This window comes from Phenylobacterium sp., from assembly GCF_041916435.1.
Taxonomy (GTDB): Bacteria; Pseudomonadota; Alphaproteobacteria; order Caulobacterales; family Caulobacteraceae; genus Phenylobacterium.
Window position 1 is genome coordinate 65,766 of sequence record NZ_JAYRZM010000003.1, and the last position, 23,416, is coordinate 89,181.

The window sequence follows — 23,416 nt, forward strand, 5'->3', positions numbered from 1 at the left end:
TCATCGCTCCTCGACGGAGACGCCGCCCGGACGATCCTTCAGCATGTTGTCACCGAACCGCGCCGCCCACTGCGACATGGCGTCGGTGTCGGGGTTGAGCTGGCCGTCGACAATGTCGCGGACGGCCGCCTCGACCCGGCCGAACGCCTCGGCGTCGTTGGCCTCGACGAGCTGCGCGCCGAAGTTCTTCGGCGTCAGGTACTTCGGGCCCTCCTGGGCCGCCACGAACGGCTCGCGCCGCGCGTCGGGGTTCAGGGCGAAGACCCAAAGCTCGTGCGTCGCATCCTTCAGGTAGAAGCGAGTTGCGCCGACCAGGCCGGGGATCGGCCGCAGGTGAACGAGTGCGATCCAATAGCTGTGCCAGATCGGGTGCGCCCAAGGCGCCTCGACCACCCAATTGGCCACTTGGCCGTCGCGCGCGGCGCCGGGATTGAGCCTCCAAAGGGCCTCCTGGTCGACCAGCCACGCGCGGCCGTGCGCACCCTCGATCGTCGGCGCGACGGCGATCGGATCGCCGCTCGGGTCAGACTTCGCCAGCGGTCCAAGATGGCCGCTCAAGCCGGCGATCGTCTCTGCCGCCGTGCGGCCGGACCCGACGACGACGACGTTCAATCCGGGTTTCTTGTCCTCGCTCATGGCGCGGGGTCCTCTTCAGGAGAAGCGGGGTCGAGCACCCCGAAAAGCGGCTGCGCGCTCTTCGCGCCGAACAGGCGCGCGTCGTCGGCGCGGGTCAGGCGGCGCTTGGCGCCAGGGCCGATACCGATCTCCACGTGGCCCGGCAGGCCGCGCTGGAGCGCCGCAGCGCGCACGGCGGCGATCCATGCCGGCTCGATCTCCGGCTTGAACCAGACGTACCAGTCGTAGTCGGTGGCGGTGGAGGCGGCCGGATCCCACTTGCCGAGCACCATCGGCACGCGCTCGAAGAACGGCGCGCGCACGCCCAATGGATGATCGCCATGGAACAGCTCGTAGCGGCCCGCCGAGCCGTACCAGGCGCGCCGGCAGAGCATGGCCACGCCACGCCGGGCGACGCGCAACCCCCGCGCGACGAATTCGGCCGCCTTGTCGAACGGCGGATTGGTGATGATCCAATCGGACGGGATCCAAGCGGCGTCGTCGGCAAGGAAGTCCGCCCGCCACGCGGGCGCGCCGTCGAGCTGGGCATGGGCGTGAATGTCGGAGCGCCAGACGGCCCCAAACGTCTCCTGCAGCCCGTAGGCGCCATGACCTTCACCGCAGGCGGGGTCATGGGCGCGCCATGAGCCGGGGTCCAGGCGCTGGATCAGCTCGCCACCGGCGCGGAACGACCACGGCGGCGAGGGGAAATAGTTGAGCTTGCGATAGAGCGCGGTCTTGGCGTCGTCGGCCTCGACCGTCGCCGGCGCATGGGCGGCCATCACCGCGCCCGCGCCCTTGGGCCTGCGCGGGGCCTTCATGCCGCGCCTCCGGCCAGCCGCCAGCGGCGAAAGCGCGCGCCTTCGAACGGCGCTTCGTCGGCGCTGGCGCGGCCTTCGGCGACGAGCTGCTTCAGCGCCTGGGTGACGACCAGCTCCTTTTCGCCGAGCACGGTGGCCAGCGCGGGCGCCGACCAGTCGCGGTCGGCCAGGTGCGCCAGGATCCGCGAGGTCAGCGGCGCGCCGGCCGTCCGATCGGGCGTCGCGTGAAAGGCGGTGGCGCGCGGCGTGTCCATCAGGATGCGGCCGACCGGCTTGGACTTCGGTCCTTGCGGGACGCCTTCCGCGGGTCGTTCGGAGGCGGGCGGCGATGGATCGGTCGGCGTCTCGGCGTCGGGGCGCGAGCCTGCCGCATCGTCGGGCGAACTGTTCGCCAGCGCCGCCAGAGCCTGGACGGCCAAGGCCGCGTCGATGGCGTCGCGAGCGCGATCATAGGCCTGGTCAAAGGCGGCGCCGCCCGCGCGGCGGGCACGCCAAACGCTGTTCGCCAGGATTTTCAGGATATCGGCGATGGGCGGCACTGAACGGCCGGTCCCGTCGCTCAACGCCGCGACCGCCGCCGGCAGGCAGCGGCGACGCGGCCCTCGCTGGGCGGTCAACGCGCGCACGGGATCATCGCCATAGGCCCGCGCCGAGGCGATCACGGCATGGGCGCAGAGATCGGCGGTCAGGGGCGGCAGAGGCCGCGTGTCGTTGGCGTCGGTCATCGCCTCATCCATCCAGATCGGCGCGGTAGCGCGGGGCCGGCGGCGGCAACGGCGCGGGCGGCGCGTCGGTTGCGAGCGACGCGCGGCAGATCTTGGCGAGGGCGGCCAGCTCGGGGACGCGCGCTTCCCGCGCTTCGGGCGACATCCCGCCCCAGGCGCGGCCGAGGTCCATGAGCTGGACCAGCTCGCCGTCGCGGCGACGCTGCGCCATCGGCAGGACCGCCCTCCCGGCCTGGTCGGCCGCGCGGCGGAAGGCCTCGGGATCGGAGTGCGGCCGCCGGACCATGCCCTCGGCCCGGCGCACCAGCCGGTCCAGCGCCTTCAGGTCGTCCGACGTGCAAACGACGGCCGTGCGCGGGCGGAAACGGCGGGTCACGGCTGGGGCTCCTGGGCCGCCGGCTCAGGAGCCCCAGCCGCATGCGGCGGCAAGGCGAAGAACCAGTCGCCGCTGAACGCCACCCCGCGCCGAAGCGCTTCCTCCCGCAGGCGGGTCAGGAACGCGAAGGGCGGCGGGTCGCGTTCTGTCTCGTATCGGGACACGCGCGGGCGGCTGACGCCGCCGATTGCGGCGATTTCATCCTGGGTCGCGCGAAAAACGTGGCGCCGCACCCACCTGAGGGGGGATTCGCTTTGCATGAGCGATTTTTTGTGCGTGATTCGCACAAAGTGTCCACGGGGTTTCGTTCGGAATATGAACGTGCGCGCCGCGCACATAGTCGCGATACGGCCGTTCATGGCCGAGCCGCGAAAGCCGCGTTCGCCCTCGGGGCGCCCCGCAAACCCGGTGGACACCAACACGCCGGGTGGACGGCTGCGCGCCTTGCGTGACGACTTCGGCCTGAACCAGGAACAGCTCGCCGAAGTCGCCGGCGTCACCCGCAGCGTCGTGTCGCGCTACGAAATCGGCAACCTCGATATTCCCGACCCGGTGATCCTGCGCCTGGCGCGCCGGTTCGGCGTGACGCCGTCGTTCCTGCGCTATGGCGACAGGACCCAGATGGCCCCCGTGATGGGCTTTGTCGGCGCGGGCGGCCATGTCGAGGCGGCCGAAGGCGCGCCCATCCGCCATGTCGAGATCCCGTCGAGCTGGAGCGACGCCCTGGCGCTACAGGTCAAGGGCCTGTCCTGCTATCCGATCTATGAGGATGGCGACGCCCTGGTCATCCGCGGCGCCCAGCGCCTGGCCGAAGACGAGTTCCTGAACCGCATGAGCGTGGTGGAGACCGCCGACGGGCTCGGCCTGGTCAAGCGCGTGCGCCGCGGCTCAGCGTCCGGGCTCTACACCCTGGAAAGCCCCAATGCACCGCCGATCGAAGACGTGCGGCTGACCTCCGCACGGCCGATCTGCCTGCATATCCCCAAGCCCGCCTAGCGGTCGGCGTCGGCCCTCGCGGCGGCAAGATCGCCGCCGTTCACGGCCTGCGGCCCGTCGGCAGGGTCTGTCGGCGTGTCGTCTTCGGTGACGACGACGGTTTCAACGGGCTTCGGCCGCGGCGGCTCGTAGAGCTCCAACTGGCCGTTGAACGCGTCCTCCAACGCCAGGCCGACGATCGTATCGGGGTTGAACGCCAACCGCTGGACATCGCGTCCAAAGGCGTCGGCCGCGACGATCTTCACCACCTCGCACGGGTTCGTGCAGGAGGCCACCGCATAGGTTCCATGGCTGACGGTCGCCACCGAATAGACGCCGTCCTTCTCGCCCAGATAGCGATACATGAACACTTCCGGCGCGCCGACACCGGCGCGCTGGTCGGCCTCGCTCAGCGCGCCCTGATAGCCATATTCGCGGCCTTCCTGATAGAACCAGTTGTGCGCCGGCGCGGGCGGCGGCCCCATCGGATAGCCGGAATCGTCGTCGCCTAGCGGGGCGCCGGCGTCCGAACCCGCCGAGGCGGTCATGACGGGCTGGCTCGGCGGCGTCGCCGTCGGCGGCGGATCGGGCAGGAACGACCCGATAACGCCCAGCGCCACGAAGACCGCCGCGGCGATCGCCAGCCATTTCAAGATGGGCCTGCCTTTGAACATCCCGCCGCCTCGGCCGCTACCTCAAGTGGCGAATGCTAGCTGATTGACCTTGTAAGGGTCCAGTCCGCAGCGCCCGGCGCGCGAACATATCGGCCCAGGTTTCGTTCCTCGATCGTCGTACGCTAGGAGCGGCTGATACGCGTTGAGGGGCCGCCGCGGACTCGTTTGTGCGCATTACGCACATTTCTGTTGACGACTCACGTTCGCTTTGCGCACAAATTCGGTCGCGGTGATCAGCACCGCAACGCCCCGCGCAGGCCCCGGATGGTGGCGATTTCGCCAGCGCTCCGCCCTTTGCGTCAGCCGGCCGTCGGCGCGGGGCGTCTCCACACCCACCCGGAGCGACCATGCCCCTCCAAGTCTCCGCCCCGATCCACGTCCCCCTCGCCGATCGCCCGGCCGACCGCCTGGCCGCCATCGCCCAGGCCCTGGAGGACGCCTCCGCCGATCCGCGGTTGCTCTCGCTGGCGGTATACGCCGGCGACGTGATCGACGCGCGCCTGGTGCTGTTCATGCCCGACGGCGGCCGTGAGCCCCTGACCCTGGCCGAGGCGCTGCTGCTGGCCCGCGTGATCGAGGACGGCGCCGGCTGGCCCCGCGCGCCGTTCGCCGCCTTCCGCATCCGCCTGGCCGTCGGCGACGCCCAGATCAAGGCCGTGCTGCGCCGCCAGGCGCTGGACGCGGTGCGCTGGGGAGGCCTCGCGTGACCGCGCACGCGGCCGGCGGGGCCGAGATCGCCGCCATGCTGGCGCTCAGCGCGACCTTCGGGGTGCTGGCGCTCGTCAGCCTGTGGCTGGCGCGCCAACACCGCGAAGACGATCCGGCCGAGGCGCGCATCGCGCGTGGCGCCGTCAACGTCTTCGCCGTGATGGCGGCGATCTGCGCCGCCGTGGCGCTGATCAACGCCGTCTGGCCGGCGGGGGCGCGGTGATGGGCATGACGCTCGACAGCGAATGGCGGATCGAGGAGATCGCCAACTATCAGGGACAAGCGCACCTGGTCGGCGCATGCATCGTCAACGACGCGGTGATGATCGCCGAGATACGCGGCGCCATCAAAATCGACGGACGCGATTGGGAGCCCAACCTCGCGCCCGCGCGCGTGATCGCCGCAGCGCCGGACTTGCTCAGAGCCTGCAAGGCCATGGTCGAGGCCTATCGCGAGGAGGTCGACGACGACGACGAGCCAAGCGTGGTTCGCCAGGCCCTGGCCGCGATCGCCAAAGCCGAAGGCCGCTGGTGGTGACTGCCCCCGCCCTCGATGCGAGCGCCGCTCGCGCCGCCGCGCCGCCGGCGGACCCGAACGCGGCCCGCGATATCCGGGTGCACCTGACGCCGTTCGCGCCGGGCTGCGAGCGCCGGCGCATCGACGATCCGCGCTGCTGGCGCACCTTCTACGCCAAGCGCCCCGTCGACGTGATCCGCGCGGTGCTGACGCGCCTGGAGCGGGCGCCGCGCGAGGTCGAGGCGCACCAGGAGGTCAACGGCGACCTGTGCCTCACCGCCCAGGCGCCGCCGGAAATCCAGCGCCTGATCAACACCGAGCCGGGCGAGCCCGTGGTGCTGGCGATCGTCTGGGAAGGCCTGGCGCTCGCCGAATGGGCCGCCTCCCGCGAGGCGCTGATCGCCACGGGCTGGAGTCCGAAGCCGCAGGAGGCCGACGCGTGACCGTGATCATCAAAAGCCCTTGCTCGCCGGGATGGGACGGACCGCTGACCGGCCCGGATGAGCCTTGCCTGCCGCCGATGCTGCGCGCGGCCCTGCGCGCCGACGACGATCGCCGCACCGCCGCGCTGCTGGCGCTCCAGCTCGGCCAGCGCCTCGCCGGCTCGGCCGACCCGCTCGACCACCAGCTCCTCGCCGCCCTCGGCCGCTGGGCCGAAGGCGAGCTCGTCTGAAAGGCTCCCCGATGAACGGCCCGATCAACGCGCCAGCTCCCGCCGAGGCGAATGGCGGCCTCACCCCCTTCGCCCTGTCGCACGCCGACACCCTGCGCCACCTGGCGGCGCATCCGGCGGCCACGCACCTGGAGATCGCCGCGGCGACCGGGCGCGCCGCCTCCAACGTCAAGCGCGACCTGATCAAGCTCGCCGACGTCGGCGTGGTCGACCGCGGCCGCATCCTCACCGACGTGGGCCGCCGCATCGTCGAGAGTCTGCGCCGCCTGGACGACGACGCGCCCCCGGCCGGCGAGGGGCTGATGATCGCCCACCACCACCTGCGGCCCAATCCGCTGAATCCGCGCGGCAAGGGAAGCCTGGGCGACCTGGCGGCCCTGGCCGACACCATCGAGGCGGCCGGCGGGATCCTGCAGAACCTGGTGGTCTATCCGCCCGACGCCGAGGGCGTGCACACGATCGCCGCCGGCGAGCGCCGCTGGCGCGCGGTGGGCCGGCTGATCGGGCAAGGCCGCTGGCCGGCCGATCGCCCGCTGCCTTGCGTCCAGCGCGAGTTCGACGAGGTCCAGACCCATTTCATCGCCTTGGTCGAGAACGGCCAGCGCCAGAACCTGTCGATCATCGAGGAGGCCCGCGCCTACGCCGCCCTGGTCGAGGCGCAGGGCTGGAGCGCCCGCCAGGCCGCGCTCAGCACCGGCCGAGACCCGCGCACCGTCCAGGAGATGCTGAAGGTGCTGCGCGAGGCCACGCCCGAGGCGATCCGCTGGTGCGAGGAAGGCCGGCTCACCTGGGAGGAGCTGCGCGGCCTGGTCCGCACGCCCCAGGCGCCGGCGACGCCGGCGGCCGAGCCCGAGCAGATCGACATCGAGGAGGTCGCGCCGGCGCCGATGACGGGGGCGATGGAGCTGGGGCTGATCGAGCTGGCCTGGAAGATCGCGACGTCGCCTGTCGACGGTCTGATGGGCGAGCCCGCCGCGTCGACCAACGGTTACAGCTACATGTCCCAAGTCTGGCGCGCGCTCTCGAACGCCGGCCTCATCTGTGAGGAAATGCCGTCGCCATACGGCCGTCGCTGTTGCGTCACCTGGCTTACCCCGGCGGGGCGCGAACGCCTCGCTGCTTTGTGGCCCGACGGCGTGACGGAAGATGCTGTCAGGGCGGTGCGGGAGCGTGTCGGTTATCCCGAGGGGCACACGCCGGGCGCTGGAGAAGACCTGGGCTATCACACCTATGTGCTGAACACCCGCATCAGCGACACCGCGCAGAGGAGCGCGCGGCGCATCTGGCTGGAGCCCACGCCGGCAGAACGCCTTGTCCTAGTGGAGGTCGCGCACAAGGTGCAGCGCGCCCCGCTCGGCGGAAGGACCGGAGCAGGTAAGGTCCGCGGGCCCGAGAACGGCGATTGGGACGACGCCGTGCGCAATCTGAGCTTCGTCAGCCTTCTGCAGATCAGCTACGAGCATGGACGACAGGTCGCGCTCGTTCCCGTCGCCGGCTTGGTGCGCCTGCGTCAACTTGGATTCGACCTTGCAGCCGACGCCGACGGTGCGCTGCGCAGGGCTTGGAGCGAAGCGGGGGTCTCTGCTGACGAGCAGGACGAACTCTGCAGCGGCAGCCGCTACGTCACGGACTGGCTGAACGACGGAGCGTCGAAGGCCGCGCCCGCCGAGCGCCCCGGCCTGACCGGCGACGCCTTCTCGCAGCAGGTGCGCGAGGCGCTGGGCGAGCCGTCCGGCGCGGAGGTCCCCAACGAAAACGCGCACCTGGCCGATTTTCCCCCCGAGGTGACGGAAGTCTGGGCGCCCGACGAGGAGGAGCTGGCCTACGACGCGGCCATGCTGCGGCTCGTGGAGGCGCGCCACCTGGTGAACGCCTGGGCCAAGGCGGGGGCATATCGGTTCCCTCCCACCTCGCCCTCGGCGCCCGCGGAGGGCGTCTTCGCGACGATCCTTGAGCGGATGGGATTGCGCGGCCCCTTCACGGCGCCGTCCGGCCCCATGGCCGGCGCGGTGATGGATTCGAGCTGGAACGAGGTCTGCACGGTCGACGTCAATCGCACCCTTCCCGACCCCGCCGCCGAGGCGACGGCGACCCTGATCGCCGCCGCCCTGAACATCTGCGCGGGCTTCAAGCTCGCCGAGCTGCGCGACCCGGACGACGTCGTAACCGGGGAGGCCGCCGCGTGACCCTCCAGACCGTCCTCGACGCCCCCAGCGGCGTCGCCGCCATGCGCCTGGTCGGCGCCCTGGCCTTCGCGATCGGCGCGACCGATTTCATCGCCGCCCAGGCCAAGGCCAGGCGATCGGCGGTCAAGTGGGCCTGCCGGCTCGCCGCCGGCTTCTGCCTGATCGCCATGACCTGGTTCGGAAACGGCGCGTGACGCCGCCCCGCCGCCTTCGGCCCCACTGGCCGCGGCTGGCGGGCCTCGCCCTCAACCTCGCCCTGTGGGCCGCGATCCTCGCCGCCGCCAGGGCCATCTTCGGAGACCGCTAGGATGAACGAGCCAACGCCGGCGATCGGCGACACCTCGCAAGCGCCGTTGACCTGCCCTGCCTGCGGCAAGACGCAAGCGATCGACGAGGCCTTCTTCACCTGCGACAGGGTCGGCGACGGCCCCTGGTGCGATCGCTGTTTCGCCGTGACGCCGTGCGGCCAGGGCCTGCATGACGAAGGCTGCGCCACGATGATGATCGAGGCCGGCGAGGTCGGCGCACGACAGATTGTCGAGGCGGCCGACGGTGAGGCGGCGGCGGACGCGCCTCTGCCGCTCGGCCGCGTCCGCTGGCATTGCAGCGAGGAAGATGGCGGTCCGGACGTCGGCGTCGAGTTGGCGCTGGGCGGCGGACTGACGCTCTACGCCGGCGAACTCGCCGACGAAACGGTGAAGAGCCATGGGATCAAGGCGGCGTCTCCTTCGGGCTGGTGGCTCGTCCTGTGGGGCGACAAGATCGAGCATATCTTCGGCCCGGTGTCTGACAGCTATGAAGCCCGCGAAGCCGTCGATCTGATGGCAGGCGCGCTCCGCGCGCTTGAACAGCTCTGGCGCGGCGCCAGTGAGGAAGCCGTCGCCTACAAGGCTCAGGCGGACAGGCTGGAAGACGCGCTGAACTGGTTCTCCGGCCAGCACGACCTTTCGCTGGCCTATCACGCGCCCGTCTACTGCGACGATGATGAAGACGGCGAGGAGTGGCGCGTCTACCGCGAGCGCGGCCCGATCAACGATCGCGAGTGGGAGATGGTCGGCGCCGGCGACGACGCGCTGAAGGCGATCCTCGACGCCCGCCAGACGATCGCCGGCGAGGTGGCCGTCCATGGCTGACGAAACCCTCTACTACCCCGACGCCTTCACCGACGAGGTCATGCCCTGCGACGCGCGGCTGGCGAGCTGGGCGACGTGGCTCGCCGCGCCGGATCCCGAGTGGGGCCGCGCGGAGGCGGCGAAGCATGGCGAGACCTTCCGCGCCACCACGGCCGCCGTCGACGAGCTGGAGTGCATGTTCACCCTGGCGGGGTGGTCGATCCCCGATCATGTCTCCTTCGCCGAGGGCGGCGGCATCTACTTCCTGCGCCACGGCCCCGGCCTTGGCTGGAACGCCGAGGAGGCCGGCGACACGGCCGCCGAGGTGCTGGAGACCTGCGCCGACGGCGCGGAGATTGGCGACCGCGCCTGGCTCGCCGTCTTCCGCTGGGGCGCGCGGGTCGAGCTGACCTTCGTCGCCGCGCCCGAGGGGCCGCGCATGGACGTGCGCCTGCTGACGGCCGAGGAGCGGGCGGTGGAGGACGGCCATGGCTGAAGACACCCGCAGCATTCTGGTCACGTTCCCCGCGCCGGTGGAGATCTCGCGCGAAATCGAGCGCGCGCTTCACGACCTGGTCCACACCATCTGCAAGGGCTATGAGGCCGGCCATCCCGGCCGGGTGATGTGGGTCGCCGGCTTTGGCGGTTTGATCACCTCCATGCCTATCACGGCCGAGGACGAGGCCGCCGGCGTGCCGCTGAGCTTCGACATGTCGGTGCTCTCGATCGATTGCGCCGAGCGGGAGGACTACGACTGGCTCTGCGCCAAGTGCGGTCTGAAGCAAGGCGATCACGAGAGCTGCATCGTCGATCCGCCGGCCGGAGACTGCGCGTTCGAACCTGCCGAAAGAAACGCCGTCCGAGCCCATCCACACCTGACCGAGGTGCAGGAACAGCGCCAGTGGCTCGCCAAGCAGCTTCTCGACGAACGTCTGACCGATGCTGAAGCCTACGGTGTGGTGGCGTTCCATCCGTCTGTGAAGGATGCGTGGACCAAGCCGACGGCCGAGGAGCGGGCCGCGGAAGGCGCGGGCGTGGGCGGCGCGGCCAGGGCGCGCGGGGACGCCTGATCCATGGCCCGGCCTCGCCCTCATGGACAGCCGACGACGCGGGACACGCTCCCGCCCGCGCTGCTGGCCGTGATCGAGGCCCTTGCGAAGGCGCAGGCGCGTGCAGACTATGCCGCCGCCAAGGAATCTTCGAAGACCTGACCTGCCATGCGCGCCGCCATCTACGCCCGCTATTCGTCCGAACGTCAGAACGAGCGCTCGATCGACGACCAGGTCGCGGTGCTGACCGACCTCGCCGGCCGGCGCGGCTGGACCGTCGTGGGGGCCTTCACCGACGCAGCGATCTCCGGCGCGGCCATGGCCAACCGGCCCGGCCTGGTCGCGGCCCTGGCCGCCGGCGAGGCCGGCGCGTTCGACGTGCTGCTGGTCGAGGACGAGGACCGCATCGCCCGCAACCTTGAGCACCAGGCGCATGTGTTCAACCGGCTGAAGCGCGTCGGCGTGGCGATCGCCACCCTGGGCTCGGAGCGCATCGGCATCCTCGAGGTCGGCCTCAAGGGGATGATGGCCGAGCTTTACCTGACCAACCTGTCGGACAAGACCCGCCGCGGCATGCGCTCCAACGCCGAGAAGGGCCTGGCCACCGGATCGCGGCTCTATGGCTACCGCACGGCCCCCGGCGGCGACATGCGGATCGTGCCCGAGGAGGCGGCCGTGATCCGCCGCATCTGCGCGCTCTACGCCGACGACGGCCTCTCCGGGCGGGAGATCGCCGACCGGCTGAACCGCGACCACGTGCCGGGCCCGCGCGGGGGCACGTGGAACGGCTCGACCATCAACGGCTCGCGCCAGCGCGGCAACGGCGTGCTCAACACCGACCTCTACGCCGGCGAGAAGGTGTGGAATCGGATGGACGTGGTGAAGGACCCGGTCACCGGCCGCCGGCGGCCGATGATGAAGCCGCCGGCCGACTGGCGGCGCACGCCGGTCCCGCATCTGCGGATCGTCGACCAGGCGCTATGGGAGCGCGTGCGGGCGCGCAAGGGCGCCGAGGCCGAGCACGCGCCGCGCGAGCTGGCCAACCGCCGCAAGCCGGGGATCTTCTCCGGCCTCCTGCGCTGCGGCGTCTGCGGGGCCAGCTACACCTCCTATTCGAAGCGCACCCTGGTCTGCGCCGCGCACCGGGAGAAGGGCGACAGCATCTGCGCCAACGCCCGGCGGGTGAGCCGCGAGGCGGTGGAGACCCGCGTCCTCGCCGGCCTGCAGACCCGGCTGCTGACGCCCGAGGCGACGGCGGCCTATGTGCGCGCCTATCACGCCGCTTGGGAGGCCGAGGCCCGCGCCGATCGCGACCGCAGGGCGCCGCTCATGCGCCGCTTGGGCGAGCTGGAGCGCTCGATCGAGCGCCTGGTCGACGCGATCTGCGACGGCAGCGCCAGCCCGGCGATGCGCCAGCGCCTGGCCGCCCAAGAGGCGGAGAAGGCCGAGGTGGCCGCCAAGCTAGACAGCCTCGCCGGCGAGGCCCCGCCGCCGGTCACCCTGCACCCCAGGGCGGCCGAGGCCTACGCGGCCCAGGTGACGGCCCTGCGCGCGCTGCTGAGCGCCATCTCGGCCGACCCGGACCTCGCCGCGGCCAACCGCAACCTGATCGACGCCGTGCGCGGCCTGGTCGACCGCATCGAAATCCATCCCAGGGGCGCATCGAAACGCGGCGAGGCCGACTTCGACCTGACGCTTCACGGAAACCTGGCGGTGCTCCTGGAGCCCGTTCCTGACCAGCCCAACACCCTGAGGGGGGGACTGGTGGTAGCTGGGGGCGGGATCGAACCGCCGACCTGTGGGTTATGAATCCACCGCTCTAACCATCTGAGCTACCCAGCCATGGGTCCGCGCGATCGCTCGCGCGCGAGGCGCGGGTTATAGGGGCTCGTCTTCGACCATTCAAGCCGCTTGGGCCCGAGCCAATACGCCGCTAGGTTCGCCCCCGCATGAGCGTGCTCCATCTCCTGGGAACGGCCGGCGAAGGCGGCGCGGAAACCTATTTCGTCGACCTGGTCCAGGCGCTCGCCGAGGCCGGGGTGACTGAGGCCGCCGCCATCCGCGCCAACGCGGCCCGCGAGGACGCGCTGCTCGCCGCCGGCGTGCCGACCCAGGTGCTGCGCTTCGGCGGCCCGGTCGACATCCTCACCAAGCCCCAGGTCGCCCGCTTCGCCCGCAAGCAGGACACCAGGATCGCCGTGGCCTGGATGAACCGCGCCGCGCGCCACACGCCCAAGGGCCCCTGGGCGCGGATCGGCCGGCTCGGCGGCTACTACAGCCTGAAGTACTACAAGGGCTTCGACGTCCTGGTGGCCAACACCGAGCACATCGCCGAGTGGATCGTCGAGCAGGGCTGGCCCGCCGGCCAGGTGCGCTGCATCCCCAACTTCGCCGACGCCCCGGCCGAGGCCGCCCCCGTCGATCGCGCGGCCCTGGCCACGCCCGCCGAGGCGCCGCTGCTGCTCGGCATGGGCCGGCTGCACGAGGTCAAGGCCCACGACGTCAGCCTGGAGGCCCTGGCCCGCCTGCCGGACGCCTACCTCTGGATCGCCGGCGCCGGGCCGCAGGAGGCCAAGCTCAAGGCCCTGGCTACGGCGCTGGGCGTGGTCGACCGCGTGCGCTTCCTCGGCTGGCGCAACGATCCCTCGGCCCTCTACCGCGCCGCCGACGTCTGCGTCTTTCCCTCCCGCTACGAGCCCCTGGGCAACGTGGTGATCCAGTCCTGGGCCCACGGCCTGCCGGTGGTGGCCGCCGCCAGCCAGGGCCCCTCGGCCCTGATCCGCGACGGCGACGACGGGCTCCTGGTGCCGGTCGACGATTCGCAGGCCCTGGCCGGCGCCGTGCGCCGGGTGCTGGACGAGCCCATGCTGCGCATCCGCATGGTCCAGCACGGCGCCGAGCGGGTGGAGGCCGAGTTCTCCCGCGCCGCCGTGGTCGCCCAGTGGCGCGAGCTCTTCGCCGACCTCGGGGGCGAATAGATGTGCGGCGTCGCCGGACTGCTGCACGCGGACGGCGACGTGCGTCCGCTGATCGAGGCCCTGGTCCACCGCGGCCCCGACGGCGTCCGCACCGAAACCCTGGCCGACGCGTCCCTGGCCCACGCGCGCCTGTCGATCATCGACCTGGAGGGCGGCTGGCAGCCGCTGCACGCGGCCGGCTCCACCGTCGTCGGCAACGGCGAGATCTACAACTACGTCGAGCTGGCCCGCGACTTCCATCTCCAGGACAAGCTCGCCACCGGCTCGGACTTCGAGCCCCTCCTGCATCTCTACGGCATGGAGGGCGAGGCCGCCTTCGCCCGCCTGCGCGGCATGTACGCCCTGTGCCTGGTCGGCGCGGACGGGCGCACCTGGCTCGCCCGCGATCCCTTCGGCATCAAGCCGCTCTACACGCTGGAGCTGGAGACGGGCCTGGCCTTCGCCTCCGAGCCCCGCGCCTTCCTGAAGGCCGGCCTGATCGGCGCCGAGCTTTCCGAGGACCGCGCCCGCGAGCTCCTGGCCTTCAACTACACCCTGGAAGACGAGACCATCTTCAAGGGCGTCCGCCGCCTCGCCCCCGGCCAGCTCGTCGAGGTCGTGGAGGGCCGCATGGTCGAGCGGTCGCGCCGGCTTCCGCTTCCGATCCCGTCTTCCGCCAAGGCTGGCCCAAGGCCCGGCGCTCAAGATCCTCCCCCTCTGGGGGAGGTGGCCGCGAAGCGGACGGAGGGGGACTTCAACATCGAGTCCGCCGCCCTCGCCGAAGAATCAAAGTCCCCCTCAGTCCCTGCGGGACAGCTCCCCCAGAAGGGGAGCATCTCGCCGGCGGCCGGCGCGCGTGGTCGAGACCTGAGCGACTCCACGCTCCTCGCCCGCCTCGACGCGGTGCTGGAAGACAGCGTGCGCGTCCACCAGCGCTCGGACGTGCCCTATGGCCTGTTCCTCTCCGGCGGGATCGACTCGGCCGCCATCGCCACCCTGATGGCCCGCCTCAACGAGCGGCCGGTCACCGCCTTCACCTGCGGCTTCGAGGTGGACGGCGCCCGCGACGAACGCCGCCAGGCTGAGCGGGTGGCCCGCGCGCTGAAGCTCGACTGGCGCGAGACCGGCTTCGGCGAGGCCGATTTCTGGCGGATCCTCCCCGAGGTCGCCTGGGCGATGGACGATCCCACCGCCGACTACGCCTGCCTGCCCACCTACAAGCTCGCCGAGGCGGCCAAGGGCACCCTCACCGTCGTGCTCACCGGCGAGGGGGGCGACGAGCTGTTCGGCGGTTACGGCCGCTACCGTCGGGCCCTGCGCCCGGCCTGGCTGGGCGGACGGCCCGCCGAGCCGCGCGGCGCCGAGCCGGCCGTGCTCGCCCGCTGGCGCGCCCAGGCCAAGGCTCCGCGCGAGCTCACCGGCCTGCAGCGCATGCAGTGGGCCGACGTCGCCACCTGGCTGCCCAACGATCTCCTGACCAAGCTCGACCGCTGCCTGATGGCCCACGGGCTGGAGGGCCGCACGCCGTTCCTCGATCCCGAGGTCGCCGCCTTCGCCTTCCCCCTGCCCGACCGGCTGAAGGTGCGCGGGCGCTACGGCAAGTACATCCTGCGCCAGTGGCTGGAGCGCGCCTGCCCGGCGGCCGAGCCCTGGGCCCGAAAGCAGGGCTTCACCGTGCCGGTGGAGGCCTGGATCGCCCCCCGCGCCGCCGACATCGCCGCGCGCATCGGCCAGGTCGCCGCCGTGCGCCAGGTGCGCACCGCCGAGGAGGTGAGCGCCGCCTTCGCCGCCGACGCCGAAGGCCAGCGTTGGCCGTTGCTGTTCTTCGCGCTCTGGTCTCTCATCCACCTGGAAGGCGCCGCGCCCGGGGAGGCCCTGCGCGCGGTCGTCGGCGAGATCTGAGGACGCGACCATGAAGCTCTGGATGACGGCGGCCGCCCTGGCCGCGGCGATGGCGGCGGCGCCGGCCCTGGCCGCGCCCCCCACTGCGATCTTCACCGACCCGCCCGCCGACGCCGCCCACCCGGCGCACATGGACGTGCTGCATATCCCCAGCGGCGGGGTGGAGATCAACGCCATCGCCTATGTGCCCGCCGGCGCCGGCCCCCATCCGGTCGTGGTGCTGCTGCACGGCCTGCCGGGCAACGAGAAGAACCTGGACCTGGCCCAGGCCATGCGCCGGGCCGGCTGGACCGTCGTCGCGCCCAACTATCGCGGCTCCTGGGGCAGCCCCGGAACCTTCAGCTTCCGCGGCAACCTCGACGACGCCCGCGCGGTCCTGGCCTACGTCCGCGACCCGGCCCACGCCGCGGCCCTTCAGGCCGATCCGAAGAAGCTGGTGCTGATGGGCCACTCCATGGGCGGCTGGGTGACCAGCCAGATCGCCGGCGCCGATCCCGCCCTCGCCGGCGCCGTCCTGATCTCGGCCGCCGACGTGGGCCGCCTTGGCGGCATGCCCGAGGAGGCCCGGGTCAAGCTCGCCAGCGACAACATGGAGGCGCTCGCCGGCGTGACCGCCGAGAGCATGGCCGCCGAGATGGCGACCCTCGACGAGGCCACCTTCGCCGCCGCCGCGCCGGGCCTGGCCAGGCATCCGCTCCTGGTGCTCACCGCCGACGACGGCCTGGCCCCCAACGCCGAGGCCCTGGCCGCCGACGTCCGCCAGCGCGGCGGCAAGGTCAGCGTGGTCCACGTGGCCACCGACCACGGCTGGAACACCGCCCGCATCCGCCTGGAGACCGAGGTGCTGAACTGGCTGGCGGCCCTGCCCTAGGCGCGCCTAAGCCTCGACCCGCCCGTACTGCCGGCCGAGCGCCGTGATGGTCTCCTCGAACTCGGCCACCGTCTCGGCGATGACCTCGGCCACCGGCTTGACCTCGTCGATCCGCCCGGCGACCTGGCCGGAAAGGGCGATCGAGCTTTCCATGTCCCCGCCGAAGTAGAGGGAAAGGGCGTTCTTGAACTCGCCCATCACCCCGTCGCCGCCCTCGCGCTCGTAGACCGAGGTCTTCTCCGTGCGCAGCGCCCGCAGCGCCGGACCCGGCCCGAAGCGGTTCAGGAACACCGTGTCGGTCTCCTTGGCGTTCAGGATCGCGTCCTTCCAGTTCTGATGCACCGGGCTCTCGGCGGCGCTGACCATCCGCGTGCCCATCTGCACGCCCTCGGCGCCGAGCGCGAAGGCCGCGGCCATGGTCCGCCCGCAGGTGATCCCGCCCGCGGCGATGAGCGGCACGCCCACCTTGGAGGCCACCAGCGGTAAGAGGACCATCGAAGCCACCTCGCGCGGGTTCTTGAAGCCACCGCCCTCGCCGCCTTCCACCACCAGCCCGTCGACCCCGGCCTCCACGGCCCGCAGCGCGGCGTGCAGCGACGGCACCACGTGGAAGACGGTCAGGCCCGCCTCCTTCAACTGGCCGCAGTACTTGTTGGGATCGCCCGCCGAGGTGGTGACGAACTTCACCCCCTGGTCCACCACGAACGAGACGATGTCCGGGTCGCGCACGAAGGCCTGGGCGATGTTCACGCCGAACGGCTTGTCCGTCAGCTCGCGCATCTTCCGGATCTCGGCGCGGATGTTGTCGAGCTCGCCCGACGAGGTCTCGATGATCCCCATGCCGCCGGCGTTCGACACCGCCGAGGCCAGCGGCGAGCGCGCGATCCAGCCCATCGGCGCCTGCACGATGGGATACTTCACCCCGAGCATGTCGGTGATGCGGTTCTTCATGGCGTCCTCCCGTTTCAAACGGACGTTCGCACGGGCGGACGCGTCAACTCAATGGGCCCCCGAAACCTCGCGATTGACGCGCCGGATTGCGCTCCTAACGTTCCCACCCGCAACCAGGGAGGCGACGATGCTCGTGCAGGCGCTGGAGAGTGTTTTCGCCAATGCGGCCACGCCGCAGAAGATCGTGCTGGTGGTCCTCCTGGCGGCCGTCCCCGCGACGCTGGCGGCCGCCGTGCTGGCGCTGAGGAGCGAAGCCCAAGACAACATCTGGCGCCGGATCGTCGCCGACCTGCGCATCGCCGGACCGGCCCTCGGCCTGCTCGTCGGCGGCCTCAACAGCTTCCACATGGGCCGCACGATCCAGCGGCTGCCGTTCGATCCCACGCTCAAGCAGCTCGCCCCCGGCATCTTCGAGGTCTCCACCCTCGTCAGCCTCGGCGCCCTGGCGGGACTGGTCGCCGTGGCCGCCCACGCCGCGCTCGGCTTGGCCGCGCTCCGGGCGCGAGCGGCCTGAGACCCGCCGGCGCCGAACCGAGGAAGGACGTCCCCATGGCCGAGATCGAGGTCGAACTGCGCAACATCGCCGGCACCGAGGCCGCCCTCGGCTGGGCCGGCGCCCACACCATCGTCGTCGACCGGCCGGAGGGACGGGCCGGCGGCAAGGGCCTGGGCTTCAACGGCGGCCAGCTCCTGGCCCTCGCCCTCGGCGGCTGCTTCTGCAACGACCTGCGCTACGCCGCCGCCGAACTCGGCGCGCCGCTCGCCGACATCTCGGTTTCGGTGAGGCTCACCCTGGACGGCGCGCCCCTGGTGGCGACCAGCGCCGAGCTGAAGGTGAGCTGCACCGGCGCCGGCGAGGCCGAGATCGAAAAGGTGATCGCCCACGCCGCGCGCAACTGCACGGTCGCCAACTCGCTGCGCGCCGGGTTTCCGGTCGACATCCGCCGCGACGGCTAGGGCCAGCGCGAGCGCGACCCTCACGCCGCGCTTTCGGCCTGCCGCTTCTTGCCGAACACCGGGAACATGTTGGCGGCTCCGTAGTCCGTGTCGCCCTTCGCGCCGTTCAGGGCCGCCATGTCGGCGTCTGAAATCACGAAGTCGACGGCCGCATTGTCCCGCATGTGCGCGGCCTTGCTGGTCTTCGGCAGCGGCAGCAGGCCCAGCTCAAGGCAGTAGCGGATGCAGAGCTGCGCGATGCTTACGCCGTACTTCCCGGCCATGGCGGCGAGATCGGCGTTGTTCAGCGCCGCGCCGTGGGCCACGGGCGAATAGGCTTCGACCAGAACGCCCTTGGATCGCGAATAGTCGATCAGGTCGAAGGGGGTGTTGCCCACGTGCGCCAGCACCTGGTTGACCATCGGCTTGACCGCGCCGTTGTCGAGCAGGTTGTCCAGGTCCGCCCGCTCGAAGTTGGACACCCCGATCGCGCGCAGCTTGCCCGCCTCATAAGCCTCTTCCAGCGCCCGCCAGGCTTCGAGATTGCCCTCGAAGAAGTGCTCGCCCTCCCGGAACTCCGCCCAGGGCTGCGGACTGTGGATCAGCATCAGGTCGATGTGATCGAGCCCGAGCGTCTGCAGCGAGCCGTCGATGAGCGCCTTGGCCTTCGCATAGCTCTTGCACTCGGCGACGAGCTTGGTGGTCAGGAAGACTTCGTCGCGCGCCAGGCCGCTGGAGCGCAGGCCTTCGCCGACGCCGCGCTCGTTCGCATAGGCCTGGGCGGTGTCGAAGTGGCGATAGCCGGCCTCGACGGCGTCGCGCACGACCTGCGCGGCTTCGCCGTCCGGGATCATCCAGGTGCCGAGCCCCAGCTTCGGAATCTCGACCCCGTTCGCCAGGGTGTACGTCTCTTTCAGGATCATCGTCCTAACCTTTCAATGTGCGGGTTTGGGGCCCGGCCCGTAGCCCGGCTTCTTCATCAGCGTGTCCCACTTGGCCTGGATGTCCGGCGCGTAGACCCGCGCCGACCAGTCGCCTGGGGCGACTTCCTCGAATCCCACCGACACCGACTCCTCGCCGTAGTTCAGGATCTGGGTCACATCCCGCACGATGGCGTCGGCGAGGGCGCGCTTCTGGGCTTCCGTCTTCCCGGGCCAAAGCTTCACGATCACGTGCGGCATGGCCTAGTCCTTGGCCACGGGCGCGAGGTAGTCCTCGTCGCTCACCTTCTCCATCCACGTCACCGGCGAGCCGTTGACGGCCTCCTGGATGGCGATGTGCGTCATGGCCTCGTGCGCGGTGGCGCCGTGCCAGTGCTTGTGCTCGGCCGGGCACCACAGGACGTCGCCCGCGTGGAACTCCAGCTTCGGGCCGCCCTCCACCTGGGTCCAGCCGACGCCTTCCGTCACGATCAGCGTCTGGCCCGCCGGATGGGTGTGCCACGCCGTGCGCGCGCCCGGCTCGAAGTGGACGAAGGCGCCGCTGACGCGCGACGGATCGGGCCGCTGAAACTGGCCGGTGATCGTGACCTTGCCGGTGAAGTACGCCTCCGGTCCCTCGACGGTCTTCATCTCTGACTTGCGCGTGATGTCCATTGTCGCGGGTCCTTCCTGCGCTGAGGCGGTGCTCGTGGCCGATGCGAGAGCGGCGGCCACGATTGCGGGCTTGATCATGACGACCGGCTCCCAAATCGATCGATCGCGGCGCGTCCGGCGAACGACGTGCGGCAAATCTAGGTCCCGGCCGGGCGCCGGATAAGCGACCTCACGCGCAACGAACTGATGATCTCTACTCAACAATGTGGTAGGAGGGGCGATGCAGCTCAGCCGGGCCGACATCGCCGATTTCGTCTATTTCCTGGCGATCGCCAGGCATCGCAGCTTCCGTAAAGCCGCGCTGGAGATCGGCGTGACGACCTCCGCCCTCAGCCACGCCATCACCGCGCTCGAGGCGCGCCTTGGCGTTCGATTATTGAACAGAACCACGCGAAGCGTCACCGTAACCGCAGCCGGCGAGGAGCTTCTGGCGGCGATCGAAGGCCCCTTCGAGGCGGTTGGTCAGGCCGCCGAGAACCTCAACCGCTTCCGCGACGCCCCGGCTGGCCGCGTGCGGATCAATGTCCTGGGAGACGCGGTTCCGCTGCTGCTCGAGCCGGTCATGCCGATCTTCATCGAGCGCTATCCGCAGGTCGAGGTGGATATCGCCGTCAGCAACCGAATGGTCGACGTCATCGCCGGCGGCTTCGACGCGGGCGTTCGCTACGGGGGCACGGTTCCGGAGGACATGATCGCCCAGCGGCTCTCGCCGGACATCCGCTGGGTGGCCGCGGCTTCACCCGCCTATCTTGAACGTTTCGGAACGCCCGCGGTCCCCCAGGACCTTCAGCACCACCGCTGCATCCGCATCCGCCTGGGCAACGACCAGCTCTACCAGTGGGAGTTCGAGCGGGGCGAGGAGGCGCTCGCCGTGTCGACGCCCGGCCCGATCACCGTGGACGAGAGCCATGCGGCGGTCGCCTTCGGCCTCGCCGGCCTGGGCGTCATCTACGGGGCCGAGCCGGTCCTTCGGCCGTACATCGAACGCAGCGCCCTCAAGGTGGTGCTGGGCGACTGGTCGCCGATGGGCGGCGGGTTTCACGCCTACTATTCCGGCCGCCGCCAGGTGCCCACCGCCCTGCGCCTCCTCATCGACCTCATCCGCGAGCTCCGCCCGCTCGACGCCCTCTAGAGCCCCAGCCGTCCGGCCACCTCTTCGCCGATCGCCAGCGACGACGTCAGGCCCGGGCTCTCAATGCCGAACAGCGTGACCAGCCCCGCGATCCCGTGCGCGGCCGGCCCGTCGATGCGGAAGTCCGGCTGCGGCTCGTCGGGGCCGTGCAGCTTGGGGCGGATGCCGGCGTAGTCGGGGTTCAGCGCCCCGTCCGGCAGGCCCGGCCAGAACTTGCGGATATAGTCGTAGAAGCTTCCCGCCCGCGCCGGATCGACGCTGTAGTCCAGCTCGTCCACGAACTGCAGGTCCGGGCCGAACACCGCCTGGCCGCCCAGGTCGCGGCGATAGTGGGTGCCGAGCGCCCCGTGGATCGGCGGCGGATAGATCAGCCGGCTGAACGGCGCCTTGCCGCTCAGGCGGAAATAGACCCCCTTGCCGTAGTGCAGCTTGGGGATCGTCGCCTTGGGAAAGCCCTCGATGGTCGCCGCCACCGCCTGGGCCGAGAGCCCCGGCGCGGTCACCAGCATGCGGCAGGTCAGGGTGGTGGGCTCCGCGCCCCCCGCGCGCACGGAAAAGCCGCCGGCCTCCAGCGGGCTCGCCCCCTCGAACGGGGTCTCCACCACCACCGCCCCGCCGGCGGCCTCGATCTCGCCCTGCAGCGCCAGCATGTAGCTGTGGCTGTCGAAGATCCCGCTCTCGGGCGAATGCAGCGCCGCTTCGCACTGGAGCAGCGGCTCCATGGCCTGGGCCTGCCCCTTCGTCAGCCGGGCCATGCCCTCCACGTCGTTGATCTCGGCCTGCGTTAGGATCGCTTCCAGCCGCTCGACTCCGGCCGCGTCGGTGGCGACCACCAGCTTGCCGCACTTGTCGTAGGTGACCTTGTGGGCCTCGCAGAAGGCGTAGAGCGCCCGCCGCCCCTGCACGCACAGCTTGGCCTTGAGCGAGCCGGTCGGATAGTAGAGCCCGCCGTGCACCACCTCGGAATTGCGCGCCGAGACCCCCTCGCCGATCAGCGGCCCGGCCTCCAGCACCGCGACCGTCAGCCCCCGCCGCGAAAGCGCATAGCCGCACGCCAGCCCCACGGCGCCCGCGCCGACCACCACCGCATCGAAATCGAAATCCGCCATGCCCCTCGCCTAGCCCAACGGGCGGCATATGCAAGCCGCCCGCGCCGGCTTAGCTTCGCCGCCCGAAAGAAAAAGCCGTCGGGGAATTAGGGAGTTCGTCCATGTCGCGTCCGGTTCAACGTCTCGCCGCCGCCGCGTTCGCCGCGGCCTGTCTCGCCGCGCCGGCCCTGGCGGCCGATCCGCCCCTGCCGCAGGGCGGCGCGGCGATCCTGATGTGGACGCCCGAGCAGCAGGCGTTCGGCTACCGCAACATGGAGAAGATCAACCCCTACCATGTGGTGGCGCGCGGCGACCGCGTGCGCGAGCTGCCCGCCGGCGAGCCCATCGACCCGAAGTGGACCTGGAAGGGCCAGGCCTACGACACCGCCAGCTACATGGCCGCCATGCGCACCTCCGGCGTCCTGGTGCTGAAGGACGGCAAGGTCGTCTTGGAGCGCTATGGCCTGGGCCGCACGGCGGCCGACCGCTGGACCTCGTTCTCGGTGGCCAAGTCGGTCACCTCCATCCTGATCGGCGCGGCGATCCAGGACGGCCACATCAAGAGCCTGGACGACAAGGTCAGCGCCTATATCCCCGAAATGAAGGGCTCGGCCTACGACGAGGTCACCGTCCGCGACCTGCTGACCATGACCTCGGGCGTGAAGTGGAACGAGGACTACACCGACCCGAACTCCGACGTCGCCAAGGTGGGCCTGTCCATCCTCGAGCCGGGCGTCAATCCGGTGGTCAGCTACATGCGCAAGCTCCCGCGCGAAGCGCCGGCCGGCCAGAAGTTCGTCTACAAGACCGGCGAGACCGACCTGGCCGGCGTCCTCCTCTCCGACGCCGTCGGCGAGCCGATGTCGCAATACGCTTCCGAGAAGCTCTGGGCGCCCTTCGGCATGGAACAGGACGCCATCTGGGTCGACGACGTCGCCGGCCACGAGCGCGGCGGCTGCTGCATGTCCATGACCCTGCGCGACTACGCCCGCATCGGCCAGTTCATGCTGGAGGACGGCGTGGCGGGCGGAAAGCGCATCCTGCCCGAGGGCTGGGTCGCCGACGCCACCGCCCCGCACGTGAAGTTCCCGAGCGATCCCACCTACACCGGCTACGGCTATTTCTGGTGGCTGATCCCCCACGGCTACGAGGCCGCCGGCATCTTCGGCCAGAACATCGTCGTCTATCCGGACGAGAAGCTGGTCATCGCCATCAACTCCGCCTGGCCCTCGGCCGACGACGACGCCCTCTGGGCCGCCCAGGAAGCCTTCGCCGAAGCCATCCGCGAGGCGGCGAAGTAGCGCGAGGGCTCGCACCCTCTCCTCTTTGGGGGCGGATGAAGAATCCTGCTGGACCGGCCGCCGCCTTCTCCTCCCCCTCTGGGGGAGGGGGACCCCGAAGGGGTGGAGGGGGACTTCGACTCATGCCGCAGACTCTCAGTCCCCCTCAGTCCCTCCGGGACAGCTCCCCCAGGGGGGGAGCATCAAGGCGCCGGCCAGAACGCCTGATGGAAGGGATGTCTGCGTTGGAAGCGGAGTGTTCTGAACCCCCTCA

The 23,416-nt window shown here is 71.0% G+C and carries 30 protein-coding genes, 1 tRNA gene and 1 pseudogene; 19 read left to right on the plus strand and 13 right to left on the minus strand.

Features of this window, described 5'->3' with window-relative positions:
- From ACE3TA_RS08550 to ACE3TA_RS08570, 5 genes are all read right to left on the minus strand, one after another.
- Entirely contained in the window at positions 1–636 is a 636-nt protein-coding gene (locus tag ACE3TA_RS08550) for a hypothetical protein (protein WP_374572566.1), read from the minus strand.
- Complete coding sequence (locus ACE3TA_RS08555; protein WP_374572568.1) at positions 633–1,436, minus strand: hypothetical protein; 804 nt, start codon at positions 1,434–1,436, stop codon at positions 633–635. Before ACE3TA_RS08555 ends, ACE3TA_RS08550 begins: the two co-directional genes overlap by 4 nt.
- The gene (locus tag ACE3TA_RS08560; RefSeq protein ID WP_374572570.1) at positions 1,433–2,098 is read right to left on the minus strand and encodes a hypothetical protein; all 666 of its coding nucleotides are present in this window, start codon (positions 2,096–2,098) and stop codon (positions 1,433–1,435) included. Before ACE3TA_RS08560 ends, ACE3TA_RS08555 begins: the two co-directional genes overlap by 4 nt.
- 67 nt (positions 2,099–2,165) lie before the next feature.
- A complete protein-coding gene (locus tag ACE3TA_RS08565; protein ID WP_374572573.1) occupies positions 2,166–2,537 on the minus strand; it encodes a hypothetical protein in 372 nt (123 codons plus the stop codon).
- On the minus strand, positions 2,534–2,896 hold the full coding sequence (locus tag ACE3TA_RS08570; RefSeq protein WP_374572575.1) for a helix-turn-helix domain-containing protein: 363 nt from the start codon (positions 2,894–2,896) through the stop codon (positions 2,534–2,536). The genes ACE3TA_RS08565 and ACE3TA_RS08570 overlap by 4 nt, the downstream gene beginning before the upstream one ends.
- Between ACE3TA_RS08570 and ACE3TA_RS08575 the strand changes: the two genes are divergently transcribed.
- Positions 2,895–3,533, plus strand: coding sequence for a helix-turn-helix transcriptional regulator (locus tag ACE3TA_RS08575; protein WP_374572577.1), 639 nt, complete (start codon positions 2,895–2,897; stop codon positions 3,531–3,533). The genes ACE3TA_RS08570 and ACE3TA_RS08575 overlap by 2 nt on opposite strands.
- Here the strand turns inward: ACE3TA_RS08575 and ACE3TA_RS08580 are convergent.
- Positions 3,530–4,186 carry a hypothetical protein gene (locus tag ACE3TA_RS08580; protein ID WP_374572579.1) on the minus strand — a complete coding sequence of 219 codons (657 nt, stop codon included), beginning with the start codon at positions 4,184–4,186 and terminating at the stop codon, positions 3,530–3,532. The genes ACE3TA_RS08575 and ACE3TA_RS08580 overlap by 4 nt on opposite strands.
- A 347-nt stretch (positions 4,187–4,533) precedes the next feature.
- Here ACE3TA_RS08580 and ACE3TA_RS08585 point away from each other — a divergent pair, with 347 nt between their 5' ends.
- The 11 genes and pseudogenes from ACE3TA_RS08585 to ACE3TA_RS08635 all read left to right on the plus strand — a co-directional run.
- Positions 4,534–4,893 (plus strand): hypothetical protein, encoded by a 360-nt coding sequence (locus ACE3TA_RS08585; protein ID WP_374572581.1) that lies wholly within the window; start codon positions 4,534–4,536, stop codon positions 4,891–4,893.
- Positions 4,890–5,117, plus strand: coding sequence for a hypothetical protein (locus ACE3TA_RS08590; protein WP_374572583.1), 228 nt, complete (start codon positions 4,890–4,892; stop codon positions 5,115–5,117). The genes ACE3TA_RS08585 and ACE3TA_RS08590 overlap by 4 nt, the downstream gene beginning before the upstream one ends.
- Positions 5,118–5,122: 5 nt before the next feature.
- On the plus strand, positions 5,123–5,431 hold the full coding sequence (locus tag ACE3TA_RS08595; protein ID WP_374572585.1) for a hypothetical protein: 309 nt from the start codon (positions 5,123–5,125) through the stop codon (positions 5,429–5,431).
- A complete protein-coding gene (locus tag ACE3TA_RS08600) occupies positions 5,428–5,853 on the plus strand; it encodes a hypothetical protein (protein ID WP_374572587.1) in 426 nt (141 codons plus the stop codon). Before ACE3TA_RS08595 ends, ACE3TA_RS08600 begins: the two co-directional genes overlap by 4 nt.
- Positions 5,850–6,083, plus strand: coding sequence for a hypothetical protein (locus ACE3TA_RS08605; RefSeq protein WP_374572589.1), 234 nt, complete (start codon positions 5,850–5,852; stop codon positions 6,081–6,083). Before ACE3TA_RS08600 ends, ACE3TA_RS08605 begins: the two co-directional genes overlap by 4 nt.
- Positions 6,084–6,094: 11 nt before the next feature.
- The gene (locus tag ACE3TA_RS08610) at positions 6,095–8,269 is read left to right on the plus strand and encodes a ParB/RepB/Spo0J family partition protein (protein ID WP_374572591.1); all 2,175 of its coding nucleotides are present in this window, start codon (positions 6,095–6,097) and stop codon (positions 8,267–8,269) included.
- Entirely contained in the window at positions 8,266–8,463 is a 198-nt protein-coding gene (locus ACE3TA_RS08615) for a hypothetical protein (RefSeq protein ID WP_374572593.1), read from the plus strand. The genes ACE3TA_RS08610 and ACE3TA_RS08615 overlap by 4 nt, the downstream gene beginning before the upstream one ends.
- Before the next feature lie 303 nt (positions 8,464–8,766).
- Positions 8,767–9,402, plus strand: a complete 636-nt coding sequence (locus ACE3TA_RS08620) for a hypothetical protein (RefSeq protein WP_374572595.1) — start codon at positions 8,767–8,769, stop codon at positions 9,400–9,402.
- Entirely contained in the window at positions 9,395–9,877 is a 483-nt protein-coding gene (locus tag ACE3TA_RS08625) for a hypothetical protein (RefSeq protein WP_374572597.1), read from the plus strand. Before ACE3TA_RS08620 ends, ACE3TA_RS08625 begins: the two co-directional genes overlap by 8 nt.
- Positions 9,870–10,451, plus strand: a complete 582-nt coding sequence (locus tag ACE3TA_RS08630) for a hypothetical protein (protein WP_374572599.1) — start codon at positions 9,870–9,872, stop codon at positions 10,449–10,451. Before ACE3TA_RS08625 ends, ACE3TA_RS08630 begins: the two co-directional genes overlap by 8 nt.
- A gap of 147 nt (positions 10,452–10,598) precedes the next feature.
- Positions 10,599–11,642 (plus strand): annotated as a pseudogene (locus tag ACE3TA_RS08635) (recombinase family protein); the annotation flags it as partial.
- Positions 11,643–11,891: 249 nt separating this feature from the next.
- Here the strand turns inward: ACE3TA_RS08635 and ACE3TA_RS08640 are convergent.
- Together ACE3TA_RS08640 and ACE3TA_RS08645 are read right to left on the minus strand one after the other, a co-directional pair.
- Positions 11,892–12,131, minus strand: coding sequence for a hypothetical protein (locus ACE3TA_RS08640; protein ID WP_374572601.1), 240 nt, complete (start codon positions 12,129–12,131; stop codon positions 11,892–11,894).
- A 64-nt stretch (positions 12,132–12,195) separates the two neighbouring features.
- Positions 12,196–12,272 (minus strand) — tRNA-Met (locus ACE3TA_RS08645).
- Between the two features lie 107 nt (positions 12,273–12,379).
- Between ACE3TA_RS08645 and ACE3TA_RS08650 the strand changes: the two genes are divergently transcribed.
- From ACE3TA_RS08650 to ACE3TA_RS08660, 3 genes are read left to right on the plus strand one after another with little or no spacing between them, the layout of a single operon-like run.
- Complete coding sequence (locus tag ACE3TA_RS08650; RefSeq protein WP_374572603.1) at positions 12,380–13,408, plus strand: glycosyltransferase; 1,029 nt, start codon at positions 12,380–12,382, stop codon at positions 13,406–13,408.
- A complete protein-coding gene (locus tag ACE3TA_RS08655; RefSeq protein WP_374572605.1) occupies positions 13,409–15,289 on the plus strand; it encodes an asparagine synthetase B in 1,881 nt (626 codons plus the stop codon).
- Positions 15,290–15,299: 10 nt separating this feature from the next.
- Complete coding sequence (locus tag ACE3TA_RS08660) at positions 15,300–16,160, plus strand: alpha/beta hydrolase family protein (RefSeq protein ID WP_374572607.1); 861 nt, start codon at positions 15,300–15,302, stop codon at positions 16,158–16,160.
- 6 nt (positions 16,161–16,166) lie between these two features.
- Here the strand turns inward: ACE3TA_RS08660 and ACE3TA_RS08665 are convergent, their stop codons facing one another.
- Entirely contained in the window at positions 16,167–17,111 is a 945-nt protein-coding gene (locus tag ACE3TA_RS08665) for an NAD(P)H-dependent flavin oxidoreductase (RefSeq protein WP_374572609.1), read from the minus strand.
- Between the two features lie 127 nt (positions 17,112–17,238).
- Between ACE3TA_RS08665 and ACE3TA_RS08670 the strand changes: the two genes are divergently transcribed.
- Together ACE3TA_RS08670 and ACE3TA_RS08675 are read left to right on the plus strand one after the other, a co-directional pair.
- The gene (locus tag ACE3TA_RS08670; protein ID WP_374572611.1) at positions 17,239–17,625 is read left to right on the plus strand and encodes a hypothetical protein; all 387 of its coding nucleotides are present in this window, start codon (positions 17,239–17,241) and stop codon (positions 17,623–17,625) included.
- 35 nt (positions 17,626–17,660) lie between these two features.
- On the plus strand, positions 17,661–18,068 hold the full coding sequence (locus ACE3TA_RS08675) for an OsmC family protein (RefSeq protein ID WP_374572613.1): 408 nt from the start codon (positions 17,661–17,663) through the stop codon (positions 18,066–18,068).
- Between the two features lie 20 nt (positions 18,069–18,088).
- Here ACE3TA_RS08675 and ACE3TA_RS08680 read toward each other — a convergent pair whose 3' ends face one another.
- From ACE3TA_RS08680 to ACE3TA_RS08690, 3 genes are read right to left on the minus strand one after another with little or no spacing between them, the layout of a single operon-like run.
- Positions 18,089–18,970 (minus strand): aldo/keto reductase, encoded by an 882-nt coding sequence (locus ACE3TA_RS08680; protein WP_374572615.1) that lies wholly within the window; start codon positions 18,968–18,970, stop codon positions 18,089–18,091.
- Between the two features lie 12 nt (positions 18,971–18,982).
- Positions 18,983–19,228, minus strand: coding sequence for a tautomerase family protein (locus tag ACE3TA_RS08685; protein WP_374572617.1), 246 nt, complete (start codon positions 19,226–19,228; stop codon positions 18,983–18,985).
- A 3-nt stretch (positions 19,229–19,231) separates the two neighbouring features.
- Positions 19,232–19,642 (minus strand): cupin domain-containing protein, encoded by a 411-nt coding sequence (locus ACE3TA_RS08690; RefSeq protein WP_374572619.1) that lies wholly within the window; start codon positions 19,640–19,642, stop codon positions 19,232–19,234.
- 220 nt (positions 19,643–19,862) lie between these two features.
- Between ACE3TA_RS08690 and ACE3TA_RS08695 the strand changes: the two genes are divergently transcribed.
- Positions 19,863–20,774, plus strand: a complete 912-nt coding sequence (locus tag ACE3TA_RS08695) for a LysR family transcriptional regulator (protein ID WP_374572621.1) — start codon at positions 19,863–19,865, stop codon at positions 20,772–20,774.
- Here the strand turns inward: ACE3TA_RS08695 and ACE3TA_RS08700 are convergent.
- A complete protein-coding gene (locus tag ACE3TA_RS08700; protein WP_374572623.1) occupies positions 20,771–21,883 on the minus strand; it encodes an NAD(P)/FAD-dependent oxidoreductase in 1,113 nt (370 codons plus the stop codon). The two genes, ACE3TA_RS08695 and ACE3TA_RS08700, sit on opposite strands and share 4 nt — an antisense overlap.
- A 101-nt stretch (positions 21,884–21,984) precedes the next feature.
- Between ACE3TA_RS08700 and ACE3TA_RS08705 the strand changes: the two genes are divergently transcribed.
- Positions 21,985–23,163 carry a serine hydrolase domain-containing protein gene (locus tag ACE3TA_RS08705; protein ID WP_374572625.1) on the plus strand — a complete coding sequence of 393 codons (1,179 nt, stop codon included), beginning with the start codon at positions 21,985–21,987 and terminating at the stop codon, positions 23,161–23,163.
- Positions 23,164–23,416: the final 253 nt, after the last annotated feature.

Coding starts and splice junctions, on each gene's coding strand:
- ACE3TA_RS08550 (WP_374572566.1), bottom strand. CDS start 636: ATGAGCGAGGACAAGAAACCCGGATTGAACGTCGTCGTCGTCGGGTCC.
- ACE3TA_RS08555 (WP_374572568.1), bottom strand. CDS start 1,436: ATGAAGGCCCCGCGCAGGCCCAAGGGCGCGGGCGCGGTGATGGCCGCC.
- ACE3TA_RS08575 (WP_374572577.1), top strand. CDS start 2,895: ATGGCCGAGCCGCGAAAGCCGCGTTCGCCCTCGGGGCGCCCCGCAAAC.
- ACE3TA_RS08570 (WP_374572575.1), bottom strand. CDS start 2,896: ATGAACGGCCGTATCGCGACTATGTGCGCGGCGCGCACGTTCATATTC.
- ACE3TA_RS08580 (WP_374572579.1), bottom strand. CDS start 4,186: ATGTTCAAAGGCAGGCCCATCTTGAAATGGCTGGCGATCGCCGCGGCG.
- ACE3TA_RS08585 (WP_374572581.1), top strand. CDS start 4,534: ATGCCCCTCCAAGTCTCCGCCCCGATCCACGTCCCCCTCGCCGATCGC.
- ACE3TA_RS08595 (WP_374572585.1), top strand. CDS start 5,123: ATGACGCTCGACAGCGAATGGCGGATCGAGGAGATCGCCAACTATCAG.
- ACE3TA_RS08610 (WP_374572591.1), top strand. CDS start 6,095: ATGAACGGCCCGATCAACGCGCCAGCTCCCGCCGAGGCGAATGGCGGC.
- ACE3TA_RS08620 (WP_374572595.1), top strand. CDS start 8,767: ATGATGATCGAGGCCGGCGAGGTCGGCGCACGACAGATTGTCGAGGCG.
- ACE3TA_RS08625 (WP_374572597.1), top strand. CDS start 9,395: ATGGCTGACGAAACCCTCTACTACCCCGACGCCTTCACCGACGAGGTC.
- ACE3TA_RS08630 (WP_374572599.1), top strand. CDS start 9,870: ATGGCTGAAGACACCCGCAGCATTCTGGTCACGTTCCCCGCGCCGGTG.
- ACE3TA_RS08650 (WP_374572603.1), top strand. CDS start 12,380: ATGAGCGTGCTCCATCTCCTGGGAACGGCCGGCGAAGGCGGCGCGGAA.
- ACE3TA_RS08655 (WP_374572605.1), top strand. CDS start 13,409: ATGTGCGGCGTCGCCGGACTGCTGCACGCGGACGGCGACGTGCGTCCG.
- ACE3TA_RS08660 (WP_374572607.1), top strand. CDS start 15,300: ATGAAGCTCTGGATGACGGCGGCCGCCCTGGCCGCGGCGATGGCGGCG.
- ACE3TA_RS08665 (WP_374572609.1), bottom strand. CDS start 17,111: ATGAAGAACCGCATCACCGACATGCTCGGGGTGAAGTATCCCATCGTG.
- ACE3TA_RS08670 (WP_374572611.1), top strand. CDS start 17,239: ATGCTCGTGCAGGCGCTGGAGAGTGTTTTCGCCAATGCGGCCACGCCG.
- ACE3TA_RS08675 (WP_374572613.1), top strand. CDS start 17,661: ATGGCCGAGATCGAGGTCGAACTGCGCAACATCGCCGGCACCGAGGCC.
- ACE3TA_RS08680 (WP_374572615.1), bottom strand. CDS start 18,970: ATGATCCTGAAAGAGACGTACACCCTGGCGAACGGGGTCGAGATTCCG.
- ACE3TA_RS08685 (WP_374572617.1), bottom strand. CDS start 19,228: ATGCCGCACGTGATCGTGAAGCTTTGGCCCGGGAAGACGGAAGCCCAG.
- ACE3TA_RS08690 (WP_374572619.1), bottom strand. CDS start 19,642: ATGGACATCACGCGCAAGTCAGAGATGAAGACCGTCGAGGGACCGGAG.
- ACE3TA_RS08695 (WP_374572621.1), top strand. CDS start 19,863: ATGCAGCTCAGCCGGGCCGACATCGCCGATTTCGTCTATTTCCTGGCG.
- ACE3TA_RS08700 (WP_374572623.1), bottom strand. CDS start 21,883: ATGGCGGATTTCGATTTCGATGCGGTGGTGGTCGGCGCGGGCGCCGTG.
- ACE3TA_RS08705 (WP_374572625.1), top strand. CDS start 21,985: ATGTCGCGTCCGGTTCAACGTCTCGCCGCCGCCGCGTTCGCCGCGGCC.